Here is a 16,789-nt window from a genome sequence, read left to right as displayed (position 1 = left end):
GTTGCATTTCGATGTTCACATGAGTGCGAGTCAGGAATTATGGTTACGAAAAAACAAAAGGGTTTGGGTCGCGGTCTGGAAGCATTGCTGGGCGGCGCTACCGATTTCAATGAAGCGGTAGCGGCTATTCCCGGTGCGCCTTCCACGCTGCAGGTCAGCGATATGCAGGCCGGCAAATACCAGCCACGTACGCGCATGGATGAGGGCGCGCTGAACGAGTTGGCGGCATCGATCAAGGCGCAGGGATTGCTGCAGGCGATTCTGGTGCGGCCGATCGCTTCGCATAACGGCAGAGACCGTTATGAAATCATTGCCGGCGAACGCCGCTTCCGCGCTGCGCAACTGGCCGGTTTGACCGAAGTGCCGGTGCTGGTCAAGGAAGTCGACGACGAAGCCGCGGCAGCAATGGCCTTGATCGAAAACATCCAGCGCGAAGATTTGAATCCGCTGGAAGAAGCGCAAGGCATACACCGCCTGATCGCCGATTTCAATTTTACGCACGAGCAGGCGGCGCACGCAGTTGGGCGTTCACGCAGCGCAGTATCCAATCTGCTGCGGTTGTTGAATCTGGCCAAGCCGGTGCAAACCATGCTGATGGCTGGCGATATCGATATGGGCCATGCGCGCGCCTTGCTGGCGGTCGATGCAGGCGCGCAAATCACTTTGGCAAATCAGGTTGTCGCCAAGCGCATGTCGGTGCGCGAAGCGGAAAAACTGGTGGTGCGGGCGACGCTGGAACAGGCCGCGGGCAATAAACCACGCGCCAACGGCAAGGAAAAATCGCGTGATATCGCGCGTCTGGAAGAAGAGTTGTCGGATGCGCTGGCAACGCAAGTTGTCATCAAGCTGGGCGCAAAGAACAAAGGGCAACTGGTGATCGAGTTTGCCGGGCTGGATGCGCTGGATGGCATTATTGCCAAATTACGCGTCACTGCCTGAAGCAGGGACTTGAGGCCGACCACTATATTGTTGCTGCCCGGGCTGGGTAATTCCGGCTCTGGGCACTGGCAAACGCAATGGGAGGCAGGGCTGGATAATGTCGTGCGCGTACAACAGCAGGAGTGGAATGCGCCGCAACGTCGCGATTGGGTGGCGGCACTGGACAAGGCGCTCCTTGCACTCGATGGCCCGGTGATTCTGGTTGCGCATAGTCTGGGTTGTGCGCTGGTGGCCTGGTGGACGGCGCAACATGGCCATGCGCCGCATGCGAACAAGCTTGTCGGCGCCTTGCTGGTTGCGCCGGCCGATGTGGAGCAGGCGGATTTTCCCGCCGAGGCGATAGACTTTGCCCCTATGCCGCGCCTGCGCCTGCCGTTCAAGGCCACGGTCGTCGCTTCTTCCGACGATAGCTGGTGCGCCTTGCCTAAAGCACAATCTTTCGCGACCGATTGGGGTGCGCAATTTTATGTCGCTGGCGCTTGCGGACATATCAATGCGCAAAGTAATCTGGGCGACTGGCCGCAAGGACGTGCGTATCTGGCCGCGTTGACATAAGGTAAGTAATCTCCCCGGAAAACGCGCCAACTATCAACAAGTCATCCGCATTTCCCGCAGCAAACGTTTGACGCTACGCATGGAAAACCCTTATAATCCCGTGGCTTCATGAAACGCACGACTTAGTTTGTATTCACTCCAGTCCGAGTAGCTCGATCGCAAGATCGCCAAAGGACTGCACCTTTGGACCCAGTATGCTGCCCGTCGTCCTCTTGCAACTCGCGACTACGGTAATCGCCAGTATTATTGCCGGTTTGATTGCTGGAATGCCGGCGCTGTATTCGGCTTTACTAGGTGGGTTGTGCTGCGTGGTGCCGAATGGTCTGTTTGCGCTACGTTTATTTTCCGCTGCGCAAAAATCCGAGTCCGTTAATCCGATGACTTTTTTCATCGGGGAATTTATCAAGATTGCATTGACCATGGCACTGTTAGGTGCGGTGGTCTGGTTATACCGCGATTTGAATTTGCTGGCGCTAGTCGCCGCGTTCATCGTGGCGCTGAAAAGTTACATTATCTTATTATTTAGGCATTGACATGGCGACTGAAATGGCTACTGCAGGGGCGGCGCATCACGCAGCACCGACCGCTTCCGAATATATCGTTCACCATCTGGGGCATTTTTCGACCAAGCACCAGGACAAGATCGTTGATTTTTCGATCATCAACATGGATACGATTTTCTGGTCCGTATTTGCTGGCGTTGTTGGTTGTTTCTTTATGTGGTTGGCCGCGCGCAAGGCGACGTCCGGCGTTCCAGGGCGTTTCCAGGCTGCGGTTGAAATGGTTGTTGAGATGGTCGACAACCAGGCCAAATCGATTGTTCACGGTGACCGTAGTTTCATCGCGCCATTGGCATTGACGGTATTCGTCTGGGTTGCGCTGATGAACTCGCTGGATTTCCTGCCTGTCGATATGTTCTCGGCAATATTCCAGGCAATTGGCATCGGTCACATTATTCCGTATCACCGCGCAGTTCCTACTGCCGACTTGAACGGCACCATGGGCATTGCGCTCGGCGTATTCGCGCTGATGATCTTTTACAATATCAAAATCAAAGGCGCTGGCGGCTTCATTCATGAACTGTTCGCTGCTCCGTTTGGTATCTGGCTCGCACCGTTCAACTTGTTGTTGAACATGATTGAATTCGCAGCGAAAACCGTCTCCCTCGCGATGCGGTTGTTCGGCAACATGTACGCCGGCGAATTGTTGTTCCTGTTGATTGCATTGCTGGGTTCGACCGCAACAGCGTTCGGTTTCTTCGGCCATGTATTAGCAGGCACATTGTGGGCAATCTTCCACATCCTGATCGTTTTCCTGCAGGCATTCATTTTCATGATGCTGACGCTGGTGTATATCGGCCAGGCGCATGAAGGGCACTAAGATTTTCGAAATTGGTTTTGAAATTGCAGTAATAGCAGGCTCCGTTTTTTAGTATTAATTTTTGATTTAACTTTAACTTTGAAGGAATTGTCATGACTGATCTCTCATTTGTAGCGCTGGCTTGTGGTTTGATTATTGGTCTGGGCGCAATCGGCGCTTGTATCGGTATCGCAATCATGGGTGGCAAATACCTTGAGGCTTCTGCTCGTCAACCAGAATTGATGAACACATTGCAAACCAAAATGTTCCTGTTGGCTGGTCTGATCGATGCTGCGTTCCTGATCGGTGTTGGTATCGCTATGTTGTTCGCATTCGCAAACCCGTTCATCGCTAAGTAATTCGGTCGCTGACCGGTTTCACGCTGAAGACATTTTCGGCATACGTTACTTAGAGAAGGAATTACCATGAACTTAAATGCAACTTTGATTGCGCAGTTCGTGGTCTTCTTCATCCTGGCAGGTTTCACGATGAAATTCGTGTGGCCACCATTGATGAATGCGCTCGATGAGCGCGCCAAGAAGATCGCGGACGGTTTGGCAGCTGCCGAACGTGGCAAGTCTGATCTGGCAGCCGCTGAAAAGCGCGCCCAGGCAGAACTGACATCTGCACAAGAAGCAGGTCAAAAGCGTATCGGCGATGCCGAGAAGCGCGGCCAAAGCATTATTGATGAAGCCAAGAAAACAGCCGCTGAAGAAGCTGCGCGTATTATCGCGACAGCCAAAGCGGATGCTGATCAGCAAGCAACTCAGGTTCGCGAAGCATTGCGTGACCAGGTTGCGATCCTTGCAGTTAAAGGCGCTGAGCAAATTCTGAAGCGTGAAGTCAATGCTGCAGTCCACGCCGATCTGTTGAACCAACTGAAAGCCGAGCTGTAATCATGGCCGAACTTGCAACGATTGCCCGTCCTTACGCCGAAGCTCTGTTCCGTGTGGCGAAAGCCGCTGATTTGAACGGCTGGTCTGAACTGGTTTCCGAAATGGCACAGGTTGCTGCGAATCCCGATGTGTATGCATTGGCGCACAACCCGAAAATTTCGGACGAAGTTATCAGCAGTGCATTCATCTCGGCGCTCAAATCGCCGGTTGGCGCTGAAGCGAAAAACTTCATCAACATGCTGGTGCAAAACGACCGCCTGACGCTGTTGCCGGAAATCGCGACACAGTTTCACGCATTGAAAAATGCGCAAGAAGGCGCCGCTGATGCAGAAATCGTCAGCGCGTTTGAACTGTCCGCAGCGCAGTTGACCGAGCTGGTCGCAACGCTGGAAAAGAAATTCGGCCGCAAGCTTAATCCGACCGTCGCTGTTGATAGCGCACTGATCGGTGGCGTGCGTGTCGTTGTCGGCGATGAAGTGCTCGACACCTCGGTGCGCGCGAAACTGCAACAGATGCAAGTTGCGTTGACTGCGTAATCGTCGCCCGGGCCCCTAGCCTAAGCTACAGAGAAAAATTTTAGGAGTTTATATGCAACTCAACCCGTCTGAAATCAGCGAACTGATCAAGAGCCGGATTCAAGGGCTCGGCGATACAGCTGAGATTCGCAATCAAGGCACGGTCATTTCCGTGTCCGACGGTATCTGCCGCATCCACGGTCTGTCCGACGTCATGCAAGGCGAGATGCTGGAATTCCCAGGCAATACTTTCGGCCTCGCGCTGAACCTGGAACGTGATTCCGTCGGCGCCGTTATTCTGGGCGAATACGAGCACATCTCGGAAGGCGACACGGTTAAATGCACCGGTCGTATTCTGGAAGTGCCTATCGGTCCTGAACTGCGCGGTCGCGTCGTGAATGCTCTCGGTCAACCGATCGACGGCAAAGGTCCAGTCAATGCAAAATTGACCGCTCCTATCGAAAAAATCGCACCAGGCGTTATTGCACGTCAATCTGTTGATCAACCGATGCAAACCGGTATCAAGGCGATTGATGCGATGGTACCTATCGGTCGCGGTCAACGCGAACTGATCATTGGCGATCGTCAAACCGGTAAAACAGCTGTTGCGATTGATTCCATCATCAATCAAAAAGGTCAAGACGTAACGTGTATCTACGTTGCCATCGGCCAAAAAGCATCCTCAGTCAAAAACATCGTTCGTTCGCTCGAAGCGCACGGCGCGATGGAATACACGATCGTGGTTGCCGCTACTGCTTCTGAATCGGCTGCGATGCAATTCGTCTCGGCTTACTCCGGTTGCACCATGGGCGAATACTTCCGCGATCGCGGTGAAGATGCGCTGATCGTGTATGACGATTTGTCGAAACAAGCGGTTGCATACCGTCAAGTGTCGCTGCTGTTGCGCCGCCCACCAGGCCGCGAAGCGTATCCTGGCGACGTGTTCTACCTGCACAGCCGTTTGCTCGAGCGTGCAGCACGTGTTAACGCCGACTATGTCGAAGCGTTCACCAAAGGTGCCGTTAAAGGTAAAACTGGTTCGTTGACAGCATTGCCTATCATCGAAACGCAAGCTGGCGACGTTTCCGCATTCGTTCCAACCAACGTGATTTCGATTACCGACGGTCAGATCTTCCTGGAAACATCGTTGTTCAACTCGGGCGTCCGTCCTGCGATTAACGCCGGTATCTCGGTGTCACGCGTTGGTGGTGCTGCTCAAACCAAAGTCATCAAGAGCCTGTCCGGCGGTATCCGTACCGATCTGGCGCAGTATCGTGAATTGGCTGCGTTTGCACAGTTCGCTTCGGATCTGGATGCATCGACCCGTAAGCAACTCGATCGCGGCGCACGTGTAACCGAATTGTTGAAACAGGCGCAGTACTCGCCATTGTCGACTTCGCTGATGGCGGTTTCGCTGTTCGCAGTCAACAAAGGCTACTTCGATGACCTCGAAGTCAAACGTGTACTCGCATTCGAATCAGGCCTGCACGGTTTCATGAAGTCCAGCCACGCAGCATTGCTGCAAAAAATCGAAGACACCAAGAAGCTCGAGAAAGACGACGAAGCTGTATTGGCTGCTGCGATTGCTGATTTCAAAAAATCGTTCTGATTTCGGGGCTATAAGGAGTAACAACTCATGGCTTCAGGCAAAGAGATACGTGGCAAGATCAAGAGCGTAGAAAATACGAAGAAGATCACCAAGGCGATGGAAATGGTCGCCGCATCCAAAATGCGCAAAGCGCAAGACCGGATGCGCGCGGCTCGTCCATACAGCGACAAGATTCGTAATATCGCTGCCAATTTGTCGCAAGCCAATCCTGAGTACACACATCCGTTTCTGGTGAAGTCGGATGTGTCGAAAACGGTGGGCTTCATCATTGTGACGACGGATAAGGGTTTGTGCGGCGGTATGAACACAAACTCCCTGCGTATCGTGACGACCAAACTGCGCGAGCTGGAAGCGCAAGGCAAGAAGGTCGAAACCGTCGCAATCGGCAATAAAGGTTTGGGCTTCCTGAATCGTATCGGCGCGCGTGTCGTGTCGCATGCGGTGCAAATCGGCGACACCCCGCATCTGGACAAGCTGATCGGTCCGGTCAAGGTGATGCTCGATGCGTATCAGGACGGCAAGCTGGACGCGGTGTATGTCGTGTATACCAAGTTCATCAACACGATGAAGCAAGAGCCGATGATGGAGCAGTTGCTGCCATTGGCCGCTGATACGTTGAAGGCAGATGCAGATTCGCTGGCATGGGATTACATCTACGAGCCGGATGCGCAAACCGTGATTGATGAATTGTTGATCCGTTATGTTGAAGCGCTGATTTTCCAGGCAGTAGCGGAAAACCTCGCGTCCGAGCAATCGGCTCGCATGGTGGCGATGAAATCGGCAAGCGACAATGCAGGTAGCGTGATTGGTGAACTGAAGCTGGTCTATAACAAGACGCGTCAGGCTGCGATTACGAAAGAACTTTCCGAAATCGTCGCCGGTGCGGCTGCGGTTTAATTCGATTGCGGCGCAGCGCAAGCTGCCCTCAACAACCAGATTTTAAATTTTATATATTGAAGGAACGAAAATGGCTGATGGCAAAATCGTTCAGTGTATCGGCGCGGTGGTGGACGTTGAATTTCCCCGCAATGCGATGCCTAAGATTTACGATGCCTTGAAGATGGCAGGCTCCGAGCTGACGCTGGAAGTACAGCAACAGTTGGGTGACGGTATTGTTCGTACCATTGCACTCGGTACCTCCGACGGTTTGCGTCGCGGCATGATCATTCAAAACACCGGCAAGCCAATCACAGTACCAGTCGGCAAAGCAACACTCGGCCGTATCATGGACGTGTTGGGTAACCCGATCGACGAATGCGGTCCTGTGAGCCAAGAGCGCACAGCATCGATTCACCGCAAAGCGCCAGCGTACGACGAATTGTCGCCATCGCAGGATTTGCTGGAAACAGGCATTAAGGTTATTGACCTGGTTTGCCCGTTCGCAAAAGGCGGTAAAGTCGGTCTGTTCGGTGGCGCGGGTGTTGGTAAAACCGTCAACATGATGGAACTGATTAACAACATCGCTAAAGCACACAGCGGCTTGTCCGTGTTTGCTGGTGTTGGTGAGCGTACTCGTGAAGGTAATGACTTTTACCACGAGATGGCTGACGCGAAAGTGGTTGATCTGGAAAACCCGGAGAACTCCAAAGTCGCGATGGTTTACGGTCAGATGAATGAACCACCAGGTAACCGTCTGCGCGTTGCGTTGACCGGTTTGACGATGGCTGAAGCGTTCCGTGACGAAGGTAAAGACGTGTTGTTCTTCGTCGATAACATCTATCGTTTCACACTGGCTGGTACCGAAGTATCCGCGTTGCTGGGTCGTATGCCTTCCGCTGTGGGTTATCAGCCTACACTGGCTGAAGAAATGGGCCGTCTGCAAGAGCGTATTACGTCGACAAAAACCGGTTCGATCACATCGATCCAGGCTGTCTACGTTCCAGCGGATGACTTGACCGATCCATCGCCAGCAACTACGTTTGCTCACTTGGATTCCACCGTTGTTCTGTCGCGTGACATCGCATCGCTCGGTATCTACCCAGCGGTTGACCCACTCGATTCGACCTCGCGTCAATTAGATCCACTCGTCGTTGGTCAAGATCACTACGACACAGCGCGCGCTGTTCAAGGTACCTTGCAACGCTACAAAGAATTGCGCGACATTATCGCGATTCTGGGTATGGACGAACTGGCACCGGAAGACAAACTGCTGGTCGCACGTGCACGTAAGATGCAACGTTTCCTGTCGCAGCCGTTCCACGTTGCTGAAGTATTTACCGGTGCGCCAGGTAAATACGTTTCGCTCAAAGATACGATCAATGGTTTCAAAATGATCGCATCCGGCGAACTCGATCACCTGCCGGAACAAGCGTTCTACATGGTAGGCACTATCGAAGAAGCAATCGAAAAAGCGAAAAAACTCAACTAATCATTGAGTAGCTTGCGTAGCGCAGTATCAAAGCTGCGCGCGCAAGCAAACGTTTTCCGGTCTTTGGACGAAGAAATAAGGTTCTAACATGGCACACACAATGCGCGTAGAGGTAGTCTCCGCCGAAGAAGAAATCTTCTCCGGCGAAGCAGAGTTTGTCGCGCTGCCGGGCGAATCAGGCGAACTCGGCATCTTGCCGGGCCACACGCCACTGATCACACGCATCCGACCAGGTGCGGTTCGCATCAAGATTGCCGGCCAGGCAGAAGATGAGTTTGTCTTCGTAGCAGGCGGTATTCTCGAAGTGCAACCACACGGCGTGACGGTTCTGGCCGACACCGCGATTCGCGGTGCCGATCTGGATGAAGCCAAGGCAGCAGAAGCGAAACGATTGGCCGAAGAAGCACTGGTCAATAAAGAATCGAAAATCGACTACGCACAAGCGCAGGCCGAATTGGCCACCGCAATTGCACAGTTGGCGGCGATTCAACGGTTGCGTCAAAAACGCTAATCGGAAATTCCCGCATACAATGAAGGGCAGCTTAGGCTGCCCTTCTTGTTTTTGGAAAAGAAATCATGAATCAAAATCCGCAAACCATCGTCAAGTTGCTGGCTGAATCCCGCGTTATCGCCGTGGTCGGCTTGTCACCGAAGTCGGATCGCCCGAGCCATGAAGTCGCCGCGTATTTGCAGCGCCATGGTTACCGGATTATTCCAGTCAATCCGGCCTGTGCAGGCACTCACATACTCGGCGAGCACTGCTATGCAACGCTGACACTGGCGGCAGCAGCGCTGGCCGAACAGCAAACGCGTATCGATCTGGTCGATGTTTTCCGTAAATCTGAATTGGTCGGGCCCATCATCGATGAAGCGATTGCGATCCGCGCCCGCGGTGTATGGCTGCAAATCGGCGTCATTAATGAAGCGGCAACCGACAAGGCGCGTGCCGCTGGTCTGGATGTCGTGGCAGATCGTTGTACAAAAATCGATCATGCCATTTGGCATGCCGAGCAAGGCTAACGGAGATCACTATGGCCGGCGTCCAGCAACTATTCCGAGCGACTAAAAAGCAGAAGGCAGTGGATGCGGATGCCGGCGATAAGCCGCTTTCTAGCGGGGACAAGGCGCAGGATAAATTGCAGGTTGAGCAGCTCGCACAGCAGATCGCCGACTTGCAGGAGATTTTATACGCCGAACGCAAACATAAAATCCTGATCGTATTGCAAGGCATGGATACCTCAGGCAAGGATGGCACCGTGCGCGGTGTGTTCGGCAGGATCGATCCACTGGGCGTCAGCAGCGTCGCTTTCAAGGCGCCGACTGCGGAAGAGAGGGCGCATGATTTTCTCTGGCGCGTGCATCAGCAAGTGCCGGGGCAGGGCGAATTCACCATCTTCAACCGTAGCCACTACGAAGATGTACTGATCACGCGTGTACACGGCTGGATAGACGACAAGGAGTGCAAGCGTCGTTATGCGCATATCCGCGACTTCGAGCGCATACTGAGCGAAACCGGCACCGTGATTCTGAAATTCTTTCTGCACATCTCCGCTGATGAGCAAAAGAAACGTCTGGAAGAACGTATTGCCGATCCGGACAAGCACTGGAAATTCGATCCCAACGATTTAGCTGAACGGAAATACTGGGCGGATTATCAGCGCTTGTATGAGACAGCAATCAATGAAACTGATGCCGATTACGCGCCGTGGTACGTCATTCCTGCCGATTCAAAAACACATCGCAATCTGGCGATAGCCAGCATCGTTCTGGATACATTGCAGAAGTTGAAACCGGCTTTCCCTCCGGGCAATCCAGAGTTTGCGAAATTGAAAGTCGTCTGACGCAGAAGTGCCGGATGCAAACGATCACACGCTCAGTTGCTACATTGCCATTCTATTGTCATCCGATGTCGCGTGGGGTGGCGGTTCAGCGGGTTTAAGTCGATCGAGAAAAGAAAGCAACTCTATCGGCAGAGGGAAAACGATGGTCGTGTTTTTATCTGCTCCGATCACCGTCAGGGTTTCCAGATAACGCAACTGAATTGCCTGCGGTTCCTGTGCCAGGATTTTTGCTGCTGCATATAGTTTTTCCGAAGCCTGCAATTCGCCTTCGGCATGAATCACTTTGGCGCGCCGCTCACGTTCTGCCTCCGCCTGTCTTGCGATGGCCCTGATCATGGATTCCGTCAGATCGACTTGCTTGATCTCGACGTTGGCAACCTTGATGCCCCAAGAGTCGGTCTGTACATCCAGCGATTCTCTAATGTCGTGATTCAGCTTTTCCCGCTCGGCCAGCATGTCATCCAAAACGTGCTTGCCCAATACCGAACGCAACATGGTTTGTGCCAACTGGCTCGTTGCGTTAAGGTAATTCGCGACCTGGATGATCGCCTTCTGCGGATCAATGATGCGGAAGTAGATAACGGCGCTGACCTTCACGGAAACGTTATCGCGCGAGATGACATCCTGGGTCGGTACCTCCAGCACCACGGTACGCAAATCCACCCGCACCACCTGCTGAACCAAAGGAATGATGATGACCAGCCCCGGCCCCTTCACCTTCCAGAAGCGGCCCAGGGTAAAGACGACGCCACGTTCATACTCGCGGAAAATCTTGATGGCCGAAATGAAGAAAACGATGACGACAAGGGCAAGAAAAGACGGGAACCAGTTTAGTGTGGAGAACATAATGAATCTCCTTCAGCCTATTGCCTTGGCAAGGATGGCGCGTGGCAACTGTCACTAGTCAAACCGCCGACAATTCATGTCTTCATAGTAGGCATTTTTGCCCGGATGTCCATAGAGACATGCCGGCCGTTGTCTCTATGGGCGGCTGTATGCCGCGGTGCTGCCAGCCTGTTTTTAATGATTTCTTAACCTCTCTTTGCAACACTTGCTACTTCCTAATTCATTTATATTGACCTAAGTAACGCGAATCATTATCATTTGTTTTCTGTCGATACGCATCGACTGCCAGCCATCTGATTCACGCCCTCGACGAGTGTCGTGCCGGTTACAGACTAGCCAGTGCACATTTCATCACCACTTGGAGGAATTACAGATGGCTCACATCAAAAGCCGCAAGCATCCGATCGACCGTCGTTCCAGCTGTTCGACAGCCGTTGCAATGGCGTTCATGGTCTTGCCTGGCACAGCGGTTTACGCGCAGCAAGCTACGAGCGTTTTGCCGGAAGTCGAAGTGCACGGCACGGCTGAAAGCTATAAGGCCGATACGGTTTCGTCGCCAAAATTCACGCAGCCTTTGCTGAACACCACGCAAACTATTACCGTCATCAAGAAAGAATTGGTGCAGCAGCAGGGCGGGACGACTTTGAGCGAAGCCTTGCGCAATACGCCGGGTGTGGGCACATTTTCTTTGGGCGAAAATGGCGCGACCAATACGGGCGATGCGATCTACATGCGTGGTTTCGATACATCCAGTTCCATTTTTGTCGATAACGTGCGTGACCTTGGTGCCATTTCACGTGACGTTTTCAATATCGAGCAAATTGAAGTGACCAAAGGTCCTGCCGGTACGGATAGTGGACGCGGCGCACCGACCGGCTCAATCAATCTGGTAACTAAGCAGCCAACATTGAAGGAGGCGTATTCAGGTACGGTGGGAGTCGGTAGCGGCGATTTCAAACGTGCCACAGCCGATTTGAATAAGCCCCTCGATCTAGACGGGGGTGCTGCTTTCCGCCTCAATCTGCTGAAGGAAGATTCCGGTGTGGCGGGTCGCGATGTGGTTAAAAACGATAGGCAAGGTATTGCCGCAGCGCTGGCCTTCGGCTTGAAAACCAACACCCGAACCTATCTGAATTACCTGCATATTGATCAGAACAATATACCGGATGCCGGTGTGCCAACAATTGGTTTGCCTAGCTACAACGCGTCATCTGGAACGGCCGGTGAGAATGCCATTCTCAATGGCAGTCCAAAGGTTAATTCAAAGAATTTTTACGGTTCAAGCGGTGACTTTGATGATGTCAAAGCCGACATGTTTACGGTTCGCGTAGAACACGATTTTTCAGCAAATCTGAGGCTGCAAAATACGACTCGCTACGGCAAGACAACGCAAAACTTCCTTGGCACCAGCTTCATGAAGATTACTCCGGCGAATTTGACATTGGCTCGTACCAACAATTCCAAGGATCAGGAAAACGAAATTTTCTCGAATCAAACGAATTTGATTGCGAATTTCAATACCGGAGCGATTAAACATTCGCTGGTAACCGGTGTTGAGTTGAGTCGTGAAAAGCAATCGAACATTGGTTATGATGCCGTCAGCCTGGGCACTCTCGCTGATTCAAGCGTCTACAATCCGAATCCCAACGTTCAACGAGTCGGATATAACCCAACGCGTAACGCTGCGGACTCCTCCGGTCAGACTGATACCGCATCCGTCTATTTGTTTGATACGCTGGAATTCAGTCCGCAATGGCAAGTTAATGGCGGCGTGCGCGTCGATCGTTACGATACGGATTTCAGTAGCGCAGTAATTGGCACTACTAGAAATGGTTTTCCAGTTGGCCTGTTACACAAGATGCCTGATGCAAGTACATCGGGAACATTGTTCAACTGGAAGCTGGGTGCGCTGTACAAACCAACAGAAAACAGCAGCCTGTATGCAAACTATGCAACGTCCAAGCAACCGCCTGGAGGGGCAAATTTTTCTATTAGCGCTTCTGGCACCGGCGGCAACAATTCGGCAGACTTCGAGCCGCAATCCACAAGGACCGCTGAAATCGGCGGCAAGTGGGATGTGATTGATAACAAGCTGGCTCTCACCGCGGCAATTTATCGCACCACCGTTGCCAACGAAATTGAGGGTAGTACGGCGGACGGATTTTTTCAAACGGGTAAAAAGCGTGTGCAGGGTATCGAACTTGGCGTAATTGGTGATATTACCAATCTCTGGTCGGTGAGTGCGGGTTATACAACGATGAATACCAAAGTCCTTAGCGGAGCGAGCGTTGCAGCAGATGGTTCCCGGACGTTCAGCTATACGCCGAAAAATGCATTCACGGCATGGACGACATACAAGCTTCCCAAGGGTTTCACGGTTAGCGGTGGTGCGCGTTATGTCGGCAAGATGAACAAGCCTACCGACGGAGCGGTCGATATACCTAAATATGTCGAGGCCTATTGGGTATACGATGCTGCCGCGACGTATAAACTCAGCAAGAACGTTGATTTGCAGCTTAATTTGTACAACCTGACCAACAAGGATTATGTTGCTTCGATCAACAAAAGCGGATATCGCTATACGCCGGGCATAGAGCGTTCGGCAAGATTGTCGGCCAATATCAAGTTCTAAATTTCAGCACGAATAATGCTTTAATAAAGCCTCTTCATAACGGAGAGGCTTTTTCCATTGGAGAGTGACTCATGATGCTGCACATACCTTCCGTTCTGACGTCTGCACAAGTCATGGAAATCCGACAGAAGCTGGATGCTGCCGACTGGGTAGACGGCAAGGCAACGGTTGGTGCGCAAGGCGCGCAGGTCAAGAAGAATCGCCAATTGCCCGAGCTTTCACCAGTGGGAATGGCGCTTGGTCAGATCATTCTGAAGGCGCTGGTAAACAATCCCTTGTTCTTTTCCGCCGCCTTGCCCATGCGTTACATGCCGCCGCTGTTCAATCGTTATGAAGGCGGCGAGCATTACGGTTTTCATATCGATGGGTCGGTGCGTACGATACCGGGTTCGAATCTGAGCCTGCGTACCGATCTGTCGTGCACGCTGTTCCTGTGCGAGCCGGAAGATTACGATGGCGGTGAGCTGATTGTTTCCGATACGTATGGCGAACACGAAGTGAAGTTGCCGGCCGGCGACATGATTCTGTATCCGTCCAGCAGCCTGCATAAAGTTGAGCCCGTCACGCGCGGCGCGCGCGTATGTTCATTCTTTTGGGTGCAAAGCATGGTCGCGGATGAGGGCAAGCGTCGTCTGCTGTTTGAACTGGACCAGAACATACTGAAACTGCGCGAGAAGTTGGGCGATTGCGAAGAGGTGGTCGGCCTGACCGGCCATTATCACAATCTGTTAAGACAATGGGCCAGCGTGTAATCAGAGAAAACGCAGGGCGAGCATCGATCAGTAGACATCGCGCCGATAGCGACCTTGCGCTATCAGTTGCTCCACGGCTGCGGCGCCCATGATATCGGTCAGCGCGGCTTCGACGCCGCCGGCCATGCCGTCCAAACTGCCGCACACATAAATGGCGGCATCTGCTGCCAGCCATGCGCGCACGGTGTCGGCCTGTTCGCGCAACTTGTCCTGTACGTAAATGCGTTCCGCTTGATCGCGCGAAAATACGATATCGACACGTTCCAGTACACCCTGCGTTTGCCATGCTTCGATTTCATCGCGGTAATAGAAATCATGGGTGGCATTGCGTTCGCCGAATAGCAGCCAGTTGCGTTGCCTGCCGTTTGCTGCACGCGCTTTTACATGGCTGCGCAAGCCGGCGAGACCGGTGCCGTTGCCGATGAATATCAGTGGGCGATGCAGATTGTCGCCCAGGCGGAAATTGCTGTGCGCACGCAGACGGACATCGATCGTCGCGCCCAGCGCTGCCTGTTCGGTCAGCCAGCCGGAGGCGATGCCAAGGCTGCCGTCTTCATGGCGTTCCTGGCGAACCAGCAAATGTATGCGGCCATCGGAAGGAGTCGAGGCGACAGAATATTCGCGCGCACGTTGCGGATCGGCGGGAGCGAGTACTTGAAGCAGATCGCCGGCTTCCCATATGGCCTGTTCGTTCGGCGCTTCCAGTTCTATATGAAAGGTCGGGTTGCCGGCGCTGCCGGGGTTGAGGTGCCGCCGCGTCGTCAGCCGCCATTGCTGATAAGTCGGAGCCTGCCAGTCCGGCGCATCGCTGGTGCCGGCGATGTGGCTCAGATGGTGCTGCCAATCATGCAGCGCTTTCGCATCTGTATTGTCGACCACTACGCTGTCAAACAGCGCGTGTGCGCCGCGTGCCAGCAACCATGCGGTGAATGTGCGGCCAAAGCCGCAAAAATGCGTGTACCCGCTATCACCCAGCATCAACATGCCGAAGTGCAGATGTGGCAAAGCCAGTTTGGTGTTCATCACTTTGCCGGCGAATAATGAGGCATTGTCCGGCGGATCGCCTTCACCGTAAGTGCTGACGATGAAGAGTGCGCGCTCGGTCTGCATCAGGTCGTCGGCACGGATATCGGACAAGCTTGCTACACGGGCGGGGACACCCGCGGTGTGTAGCAGACGCGCCGTGTTCCAGGCGAGCTCTTCGGCAAAACCGGTTTGACTTGCATAGCCGATCAGCCAGGGTGGTGCGCCGTCGGCCGCGGGAATGAGCGCTGCTGCGTTGCGTGCCGCCTGTTGCCGCTTGCGCCGTTGCACGCAGTAAATGGCCATGCACATGCCGAGATACACAAGGACCAGCAGGGTCGCCACAATTGCGCGGGTTTGGTCACTCCAGTTCATTGCAGCAAGGCCGTCATTGATGGACTCATGCGTTCTTCAAAGCCTTCCTTGCCGCGTTGAATAAACAGCGCCGCCAGATCGTGTCGATCGGCAAAGGCCAGGCCTTGTTCGGCGCCCATGACGCCAAGCGCGGTTGACCACGCATCGGCTGCCATGCAATCACGGTGCAGCACCGTCACAGAAGCAAGGCCATGGGAGATAGGTTCGCCGCTGCGCGGATCGATGGTGTGCGAAAAGCGCGTGTCGTCCTCTTCAAAATAGCGGCGGTAATCGCCGGATGTCGCAACAGACAAATTGTAGAGTGCGGCAATGGTTTCGATACTTGAACCGCTTGCAGTCGCGGAAGTAAACGAAGTGGGCAAAGGGTGTTCCAGCGCGACCCACCACGGCTGCCCATCCGGCTTGACGCCTGCACCGCGCAACTCGCCTCCGACCTCAACCAGAAAGCTGTCCATGCCTCGCTGCAGCAGCGCGCGTGCAACCTGATCGACGCCATAGCCTTTGGCAATGGCAGACAAATCGATATGCACACCGCCGGGTTGCCATGCACGACGCGCGACCTTGTCAAGTTGAATGCGCCGCCAGCCGCATTGCGCACGTGCGATATCCAGTGCGGCACGTGTGGGTGCAACAAAGCCGGCCTCGTTATAACGCCGGGTCGGACCGAAGCCCCACGTATTGACCAATGCTCCGGCAGTTGGATCGTAAGCACCGTCGCTTGCTTGTGCGACATTCAGCGCATATTCCAGTACGTTAAAAAATTCATCCGGCAAACAATGCCATGAGCCGGCTGCGGTCTGGTTGAAGCGACTCAGATCAGAGTTCGGTTCCCATGTACTCATTTGCGCGACAACATTATTGAGCTGAGCCTGAATCAATTCGTGCAAAGGCGATAAGCGACGTGCGGCATCGGCTACCAGCTTGACCGACCAGGTGGTACCCATAGTCTCGCCCTGCAGGGTGTGCACGACGCCACCCAAAGCCGGTGGCAAGGGCGGAGTGTCTATGAAGGGAACCAGTGTGCGTCGCATGTGAGTTGTGCCAGTCGGAACGAAAAACGCCCGTTGCCGCAAGCGGTC

The 16,789-nt window shown here is 53.6% G+C and carries 18 protein-coding genes; 15 read left to right on the top strand and 3 right to left on the bottom strand.

Translation table 11 applies throughout. The features are described from left to right. The first annotated feature begins 39 nt into the window (after positions 1-39). The 13 genes from ACIQW9_RS12120 (at position 40) to ACIQW9_RS12060 (ending at position 10,082) form a co-directional block, all read left to right on the top strand. Entirely contained in the window at positions 40-939 is a 900-nt protein-coding gene (locus tag ACIQW9_RS12120; protein WP_402337087.1) for a ParB/RepB/Spo0J family partition protein, read from the top strand. 9 nt (positions 940-948) lie between these two features. Further along, positions 949-1,494, top strand: coding sequence for an RBBP9/YdeN family alpha/beta hydrolase (locus ACIQW9_RS12115; protein WP_402337084.1), 546 nt, complete (start codon positions 949-951; stop codon positions 1,492-1,494). 194 nt (positions 1,495-1,688) lie between these two features. Then, entirely contained in the window at positions 1,689-2,027 is a 339-nt protein-coding gene (locus ACIQW9_RS12110) for an ATP synthase subunit I (protein ID WP_402337081.1), read from the top strand. 13 nt (positions 2,028-2,040) lie between these two features. Beyond that, complete coding sequence (gene atpB / locus ACIQW9_RS12105) at positions 2,041-2,874, top strand: F0F1 ATP synthase subunit A (RefSeq protein ID WP_402337078.1); 834 nt, start codon at positions 2,041-2,043, stop codon at positions 2,872-2,874. 92 nt (positions 2,875-2,966) lie between these two features. Then, positions 2,967-3,212 (top strand): F0F1 ATP synthase subunit C, encoded by a 246-nt coding sequence (gene atpE, locus ACIQW9_RS12100; protein WP_011872763.1) that lies wholly within the window; start codon positions 2,967-2,969, stop codon positions 3,210-3,212. Between the two features lie 66 nt (positions 3,213-3,278). After that, positions 3,279-3,749 carry a F0F1 ATP synthase subunit B gene (locus tag ACIQW9_RS12095; protein WP_402337074.1) on the top strand — a complete coding sequence of 157 codons (471 nt, stop codon included), beginning with the start codon at positions 3,279-3,281 and terminating at the stop codon, positions 3,747-3,749. Positions 3,750-3,751: 2 nt separating this feature from the next. Continuing rightward, positions 3,752-4,285 carry a F0F1 ATP synthase subunit delta gene (locus tag ACIQW9_RS12090; RefSeq protein WP_402337071.1) on the top strand — a complete coding sequence of 178 codons (534 nt, stop codon included), beginning with the start codon at positions 3,752-3,754 and terminating at the stop codon, positions 4,283-4,285. 52 nt (positions 4,286-4,337) lie between these two features. Beyond that, complete coding sequence (gene atpA, locus ACIQW9_RS12085; protein ID WP_402337068.1) at positions 4,338-5,873, top strand: F0F1 ATP synthase subunit alpha; 1,536 nt, start codon at positions 4,338-4,340, stop codon at positions 5,871-5,873. A 27-nt stretch (positions 5,874-5,900) separates the two neighbouring features. Beyond that, positions 5,901-6,770 carry a F0F1 ATP synthase subunit gamma gene (gene atpG / locus ACIQW9_RS12080; RefSeq protein ID WP_402337065.1) on the top strand — a complete coding sequence of 290 codons (870 nt, stop codon included), beginning with the start codon at positions 5,901-5,903 and terminating at the stop codon, positions 6,768-6,770. A gap of 70 nt (positions 6,771-6,840) precedes the next feature. Beyond that, positions 6,841-8,241 (top strand): F0F1 ATP synthase subunit beta, encoded by a 1,401-nt coding sequence (gene atpD / locus ACIQW9_RS12075; RefSeq protein ID WP_402337062.1) that lies wholly within the window; start codon positions 6,841-6,843, stop codon positions 8,239-8,241. Between the two features lie 88 nt (positions 8,242-8,329). Next, entirely contained in the window at positions 8,330-8,752 is a 423-nt protein-coding gene (locus ACIQW9_RS12070; protein WP_011872757.1) for a F0F1 ATP synthase subunit epsilon, read from the top strand. 65 nt (positions 8,753-8,817) lie between these two features. Then, positions 8,818-9,261, top strand: a complete 444-nt coding sequence (locus tag ACIQW9_RS12065) for a CoA-binding protein (RefSeq protein ID WP_402337059.1) — start codon at positions 8,818-8,820, stop codon at positions 9,259-9,261. A gap of 11 nt (positions 9,262-9,272) precedes the next feature. Beyond that, positions 9,273-10,082 carry a polyphosphate kinase 2 family protein gene (locus ACIQW9_RS12060; RefSeq protein WP_402337056.1) on the top strand — a complete coding sequence of 270 codons (810 nt, stop codon included), beginning with the start codon at positions 9,273-9,275 and terminating at the stop codon, positions 10,080-10,082. 39 nt (positions 10,083-10,121) lie between these two features. Here the strand turns inward: ACIQW9_RS12060 and ACIQW9_RS12055 are convergent, their stop codons facing one another. Then, the gene (locus ACIQW9_RS12055) at positions 10,122-10,928 is read right to left on the bottom strand and encodes a slipin family protein (RefSeq protein ID WP_402337053.1); all 807 of its coding nucleotides are present in this window, start codon (positions 10,926-10,928) and stop codon (positions 10,122-10,124) included. 373 nt (positions 10,929-11,301) lie between these two features. Between ACIQW9_RS12055 and ACIQW9_RS12050 the strand changes: the two genes are divergently transcribed. Together ACIQW9_RS12050 and ACIQW9_RS12045 are read left to right on the top strand one after the other, a co-directional pair. After that, complete coding sequence (locus tag ACIQW9_RS12050; RefSeq protein ID WP_402337050.1) at positions 11,302-13,560, top strand: catecholate siderophore receptor Fiu; 2,259 nt, start codon at positions 11,302-11,304, stop codon at positions 13,558-13,560. A gap of 71 nt (positions 13,561-13,631) precedes the next feature. After that, complete coding sequence (locus tag ACIQW9_RS12045; protein WP_402337047.1) at positions 13,632-14,312, top strand: Fe2+-dependent dioxygenase; 681 nt, start codon at positions 13,632-13,634, stop codon at positions 14,310-14,312. A gap of 27 nt (positions 14,313-14,339) precedes the next feature. Here ACIQW9_RS12045 and ACIQW9_RS12040 read toward each other — a convergent pair whose 3' ends face one another. Then, positions 14,340-15,710 (bottom strand): sulfite reductase subunit alpha, encoded by a 1,371-nt coding sequence (locus tag ACIQW9_RS12040; protein ID WP_402337044.1) that lies wholly within the window; start codon positions 15,708-15,710, stop codon positions 14,340-14,342. Further along, on the bottom strand, positions 15,707-16,741 hold the full coding sequence (locus ACIQW9_RS12035; protein WP_402337042.1) for an FAD:protein FMN transferase: 1,035 nt from the start codon (positions 16,739-16,741) through the stop codon (positions 15,707-15,709). Before ACIQW9_RS12035 ends, ACIQW9_RS12040 begins: the two co-directional genes overlap by 4 nt. Between the last annotated feature and the right edge of the window lie 48 nt (positions 16,742-16,789).

The organism is Herminiimonas sp. NPDC097707 (assembly GCF_044761395.1).
In the GTDB taxonomy this organism is placed as follows: Bacteria; Pseudomonadota; Gammaproteobacteria; order Burkholderiales; family Burkholderiaceae_D; genus Oxalicibacterium.
Note: the sequence above shows the minus strand (reverse complement) of the source record. Positions and strands in the feature narration are given on the sequence as shown.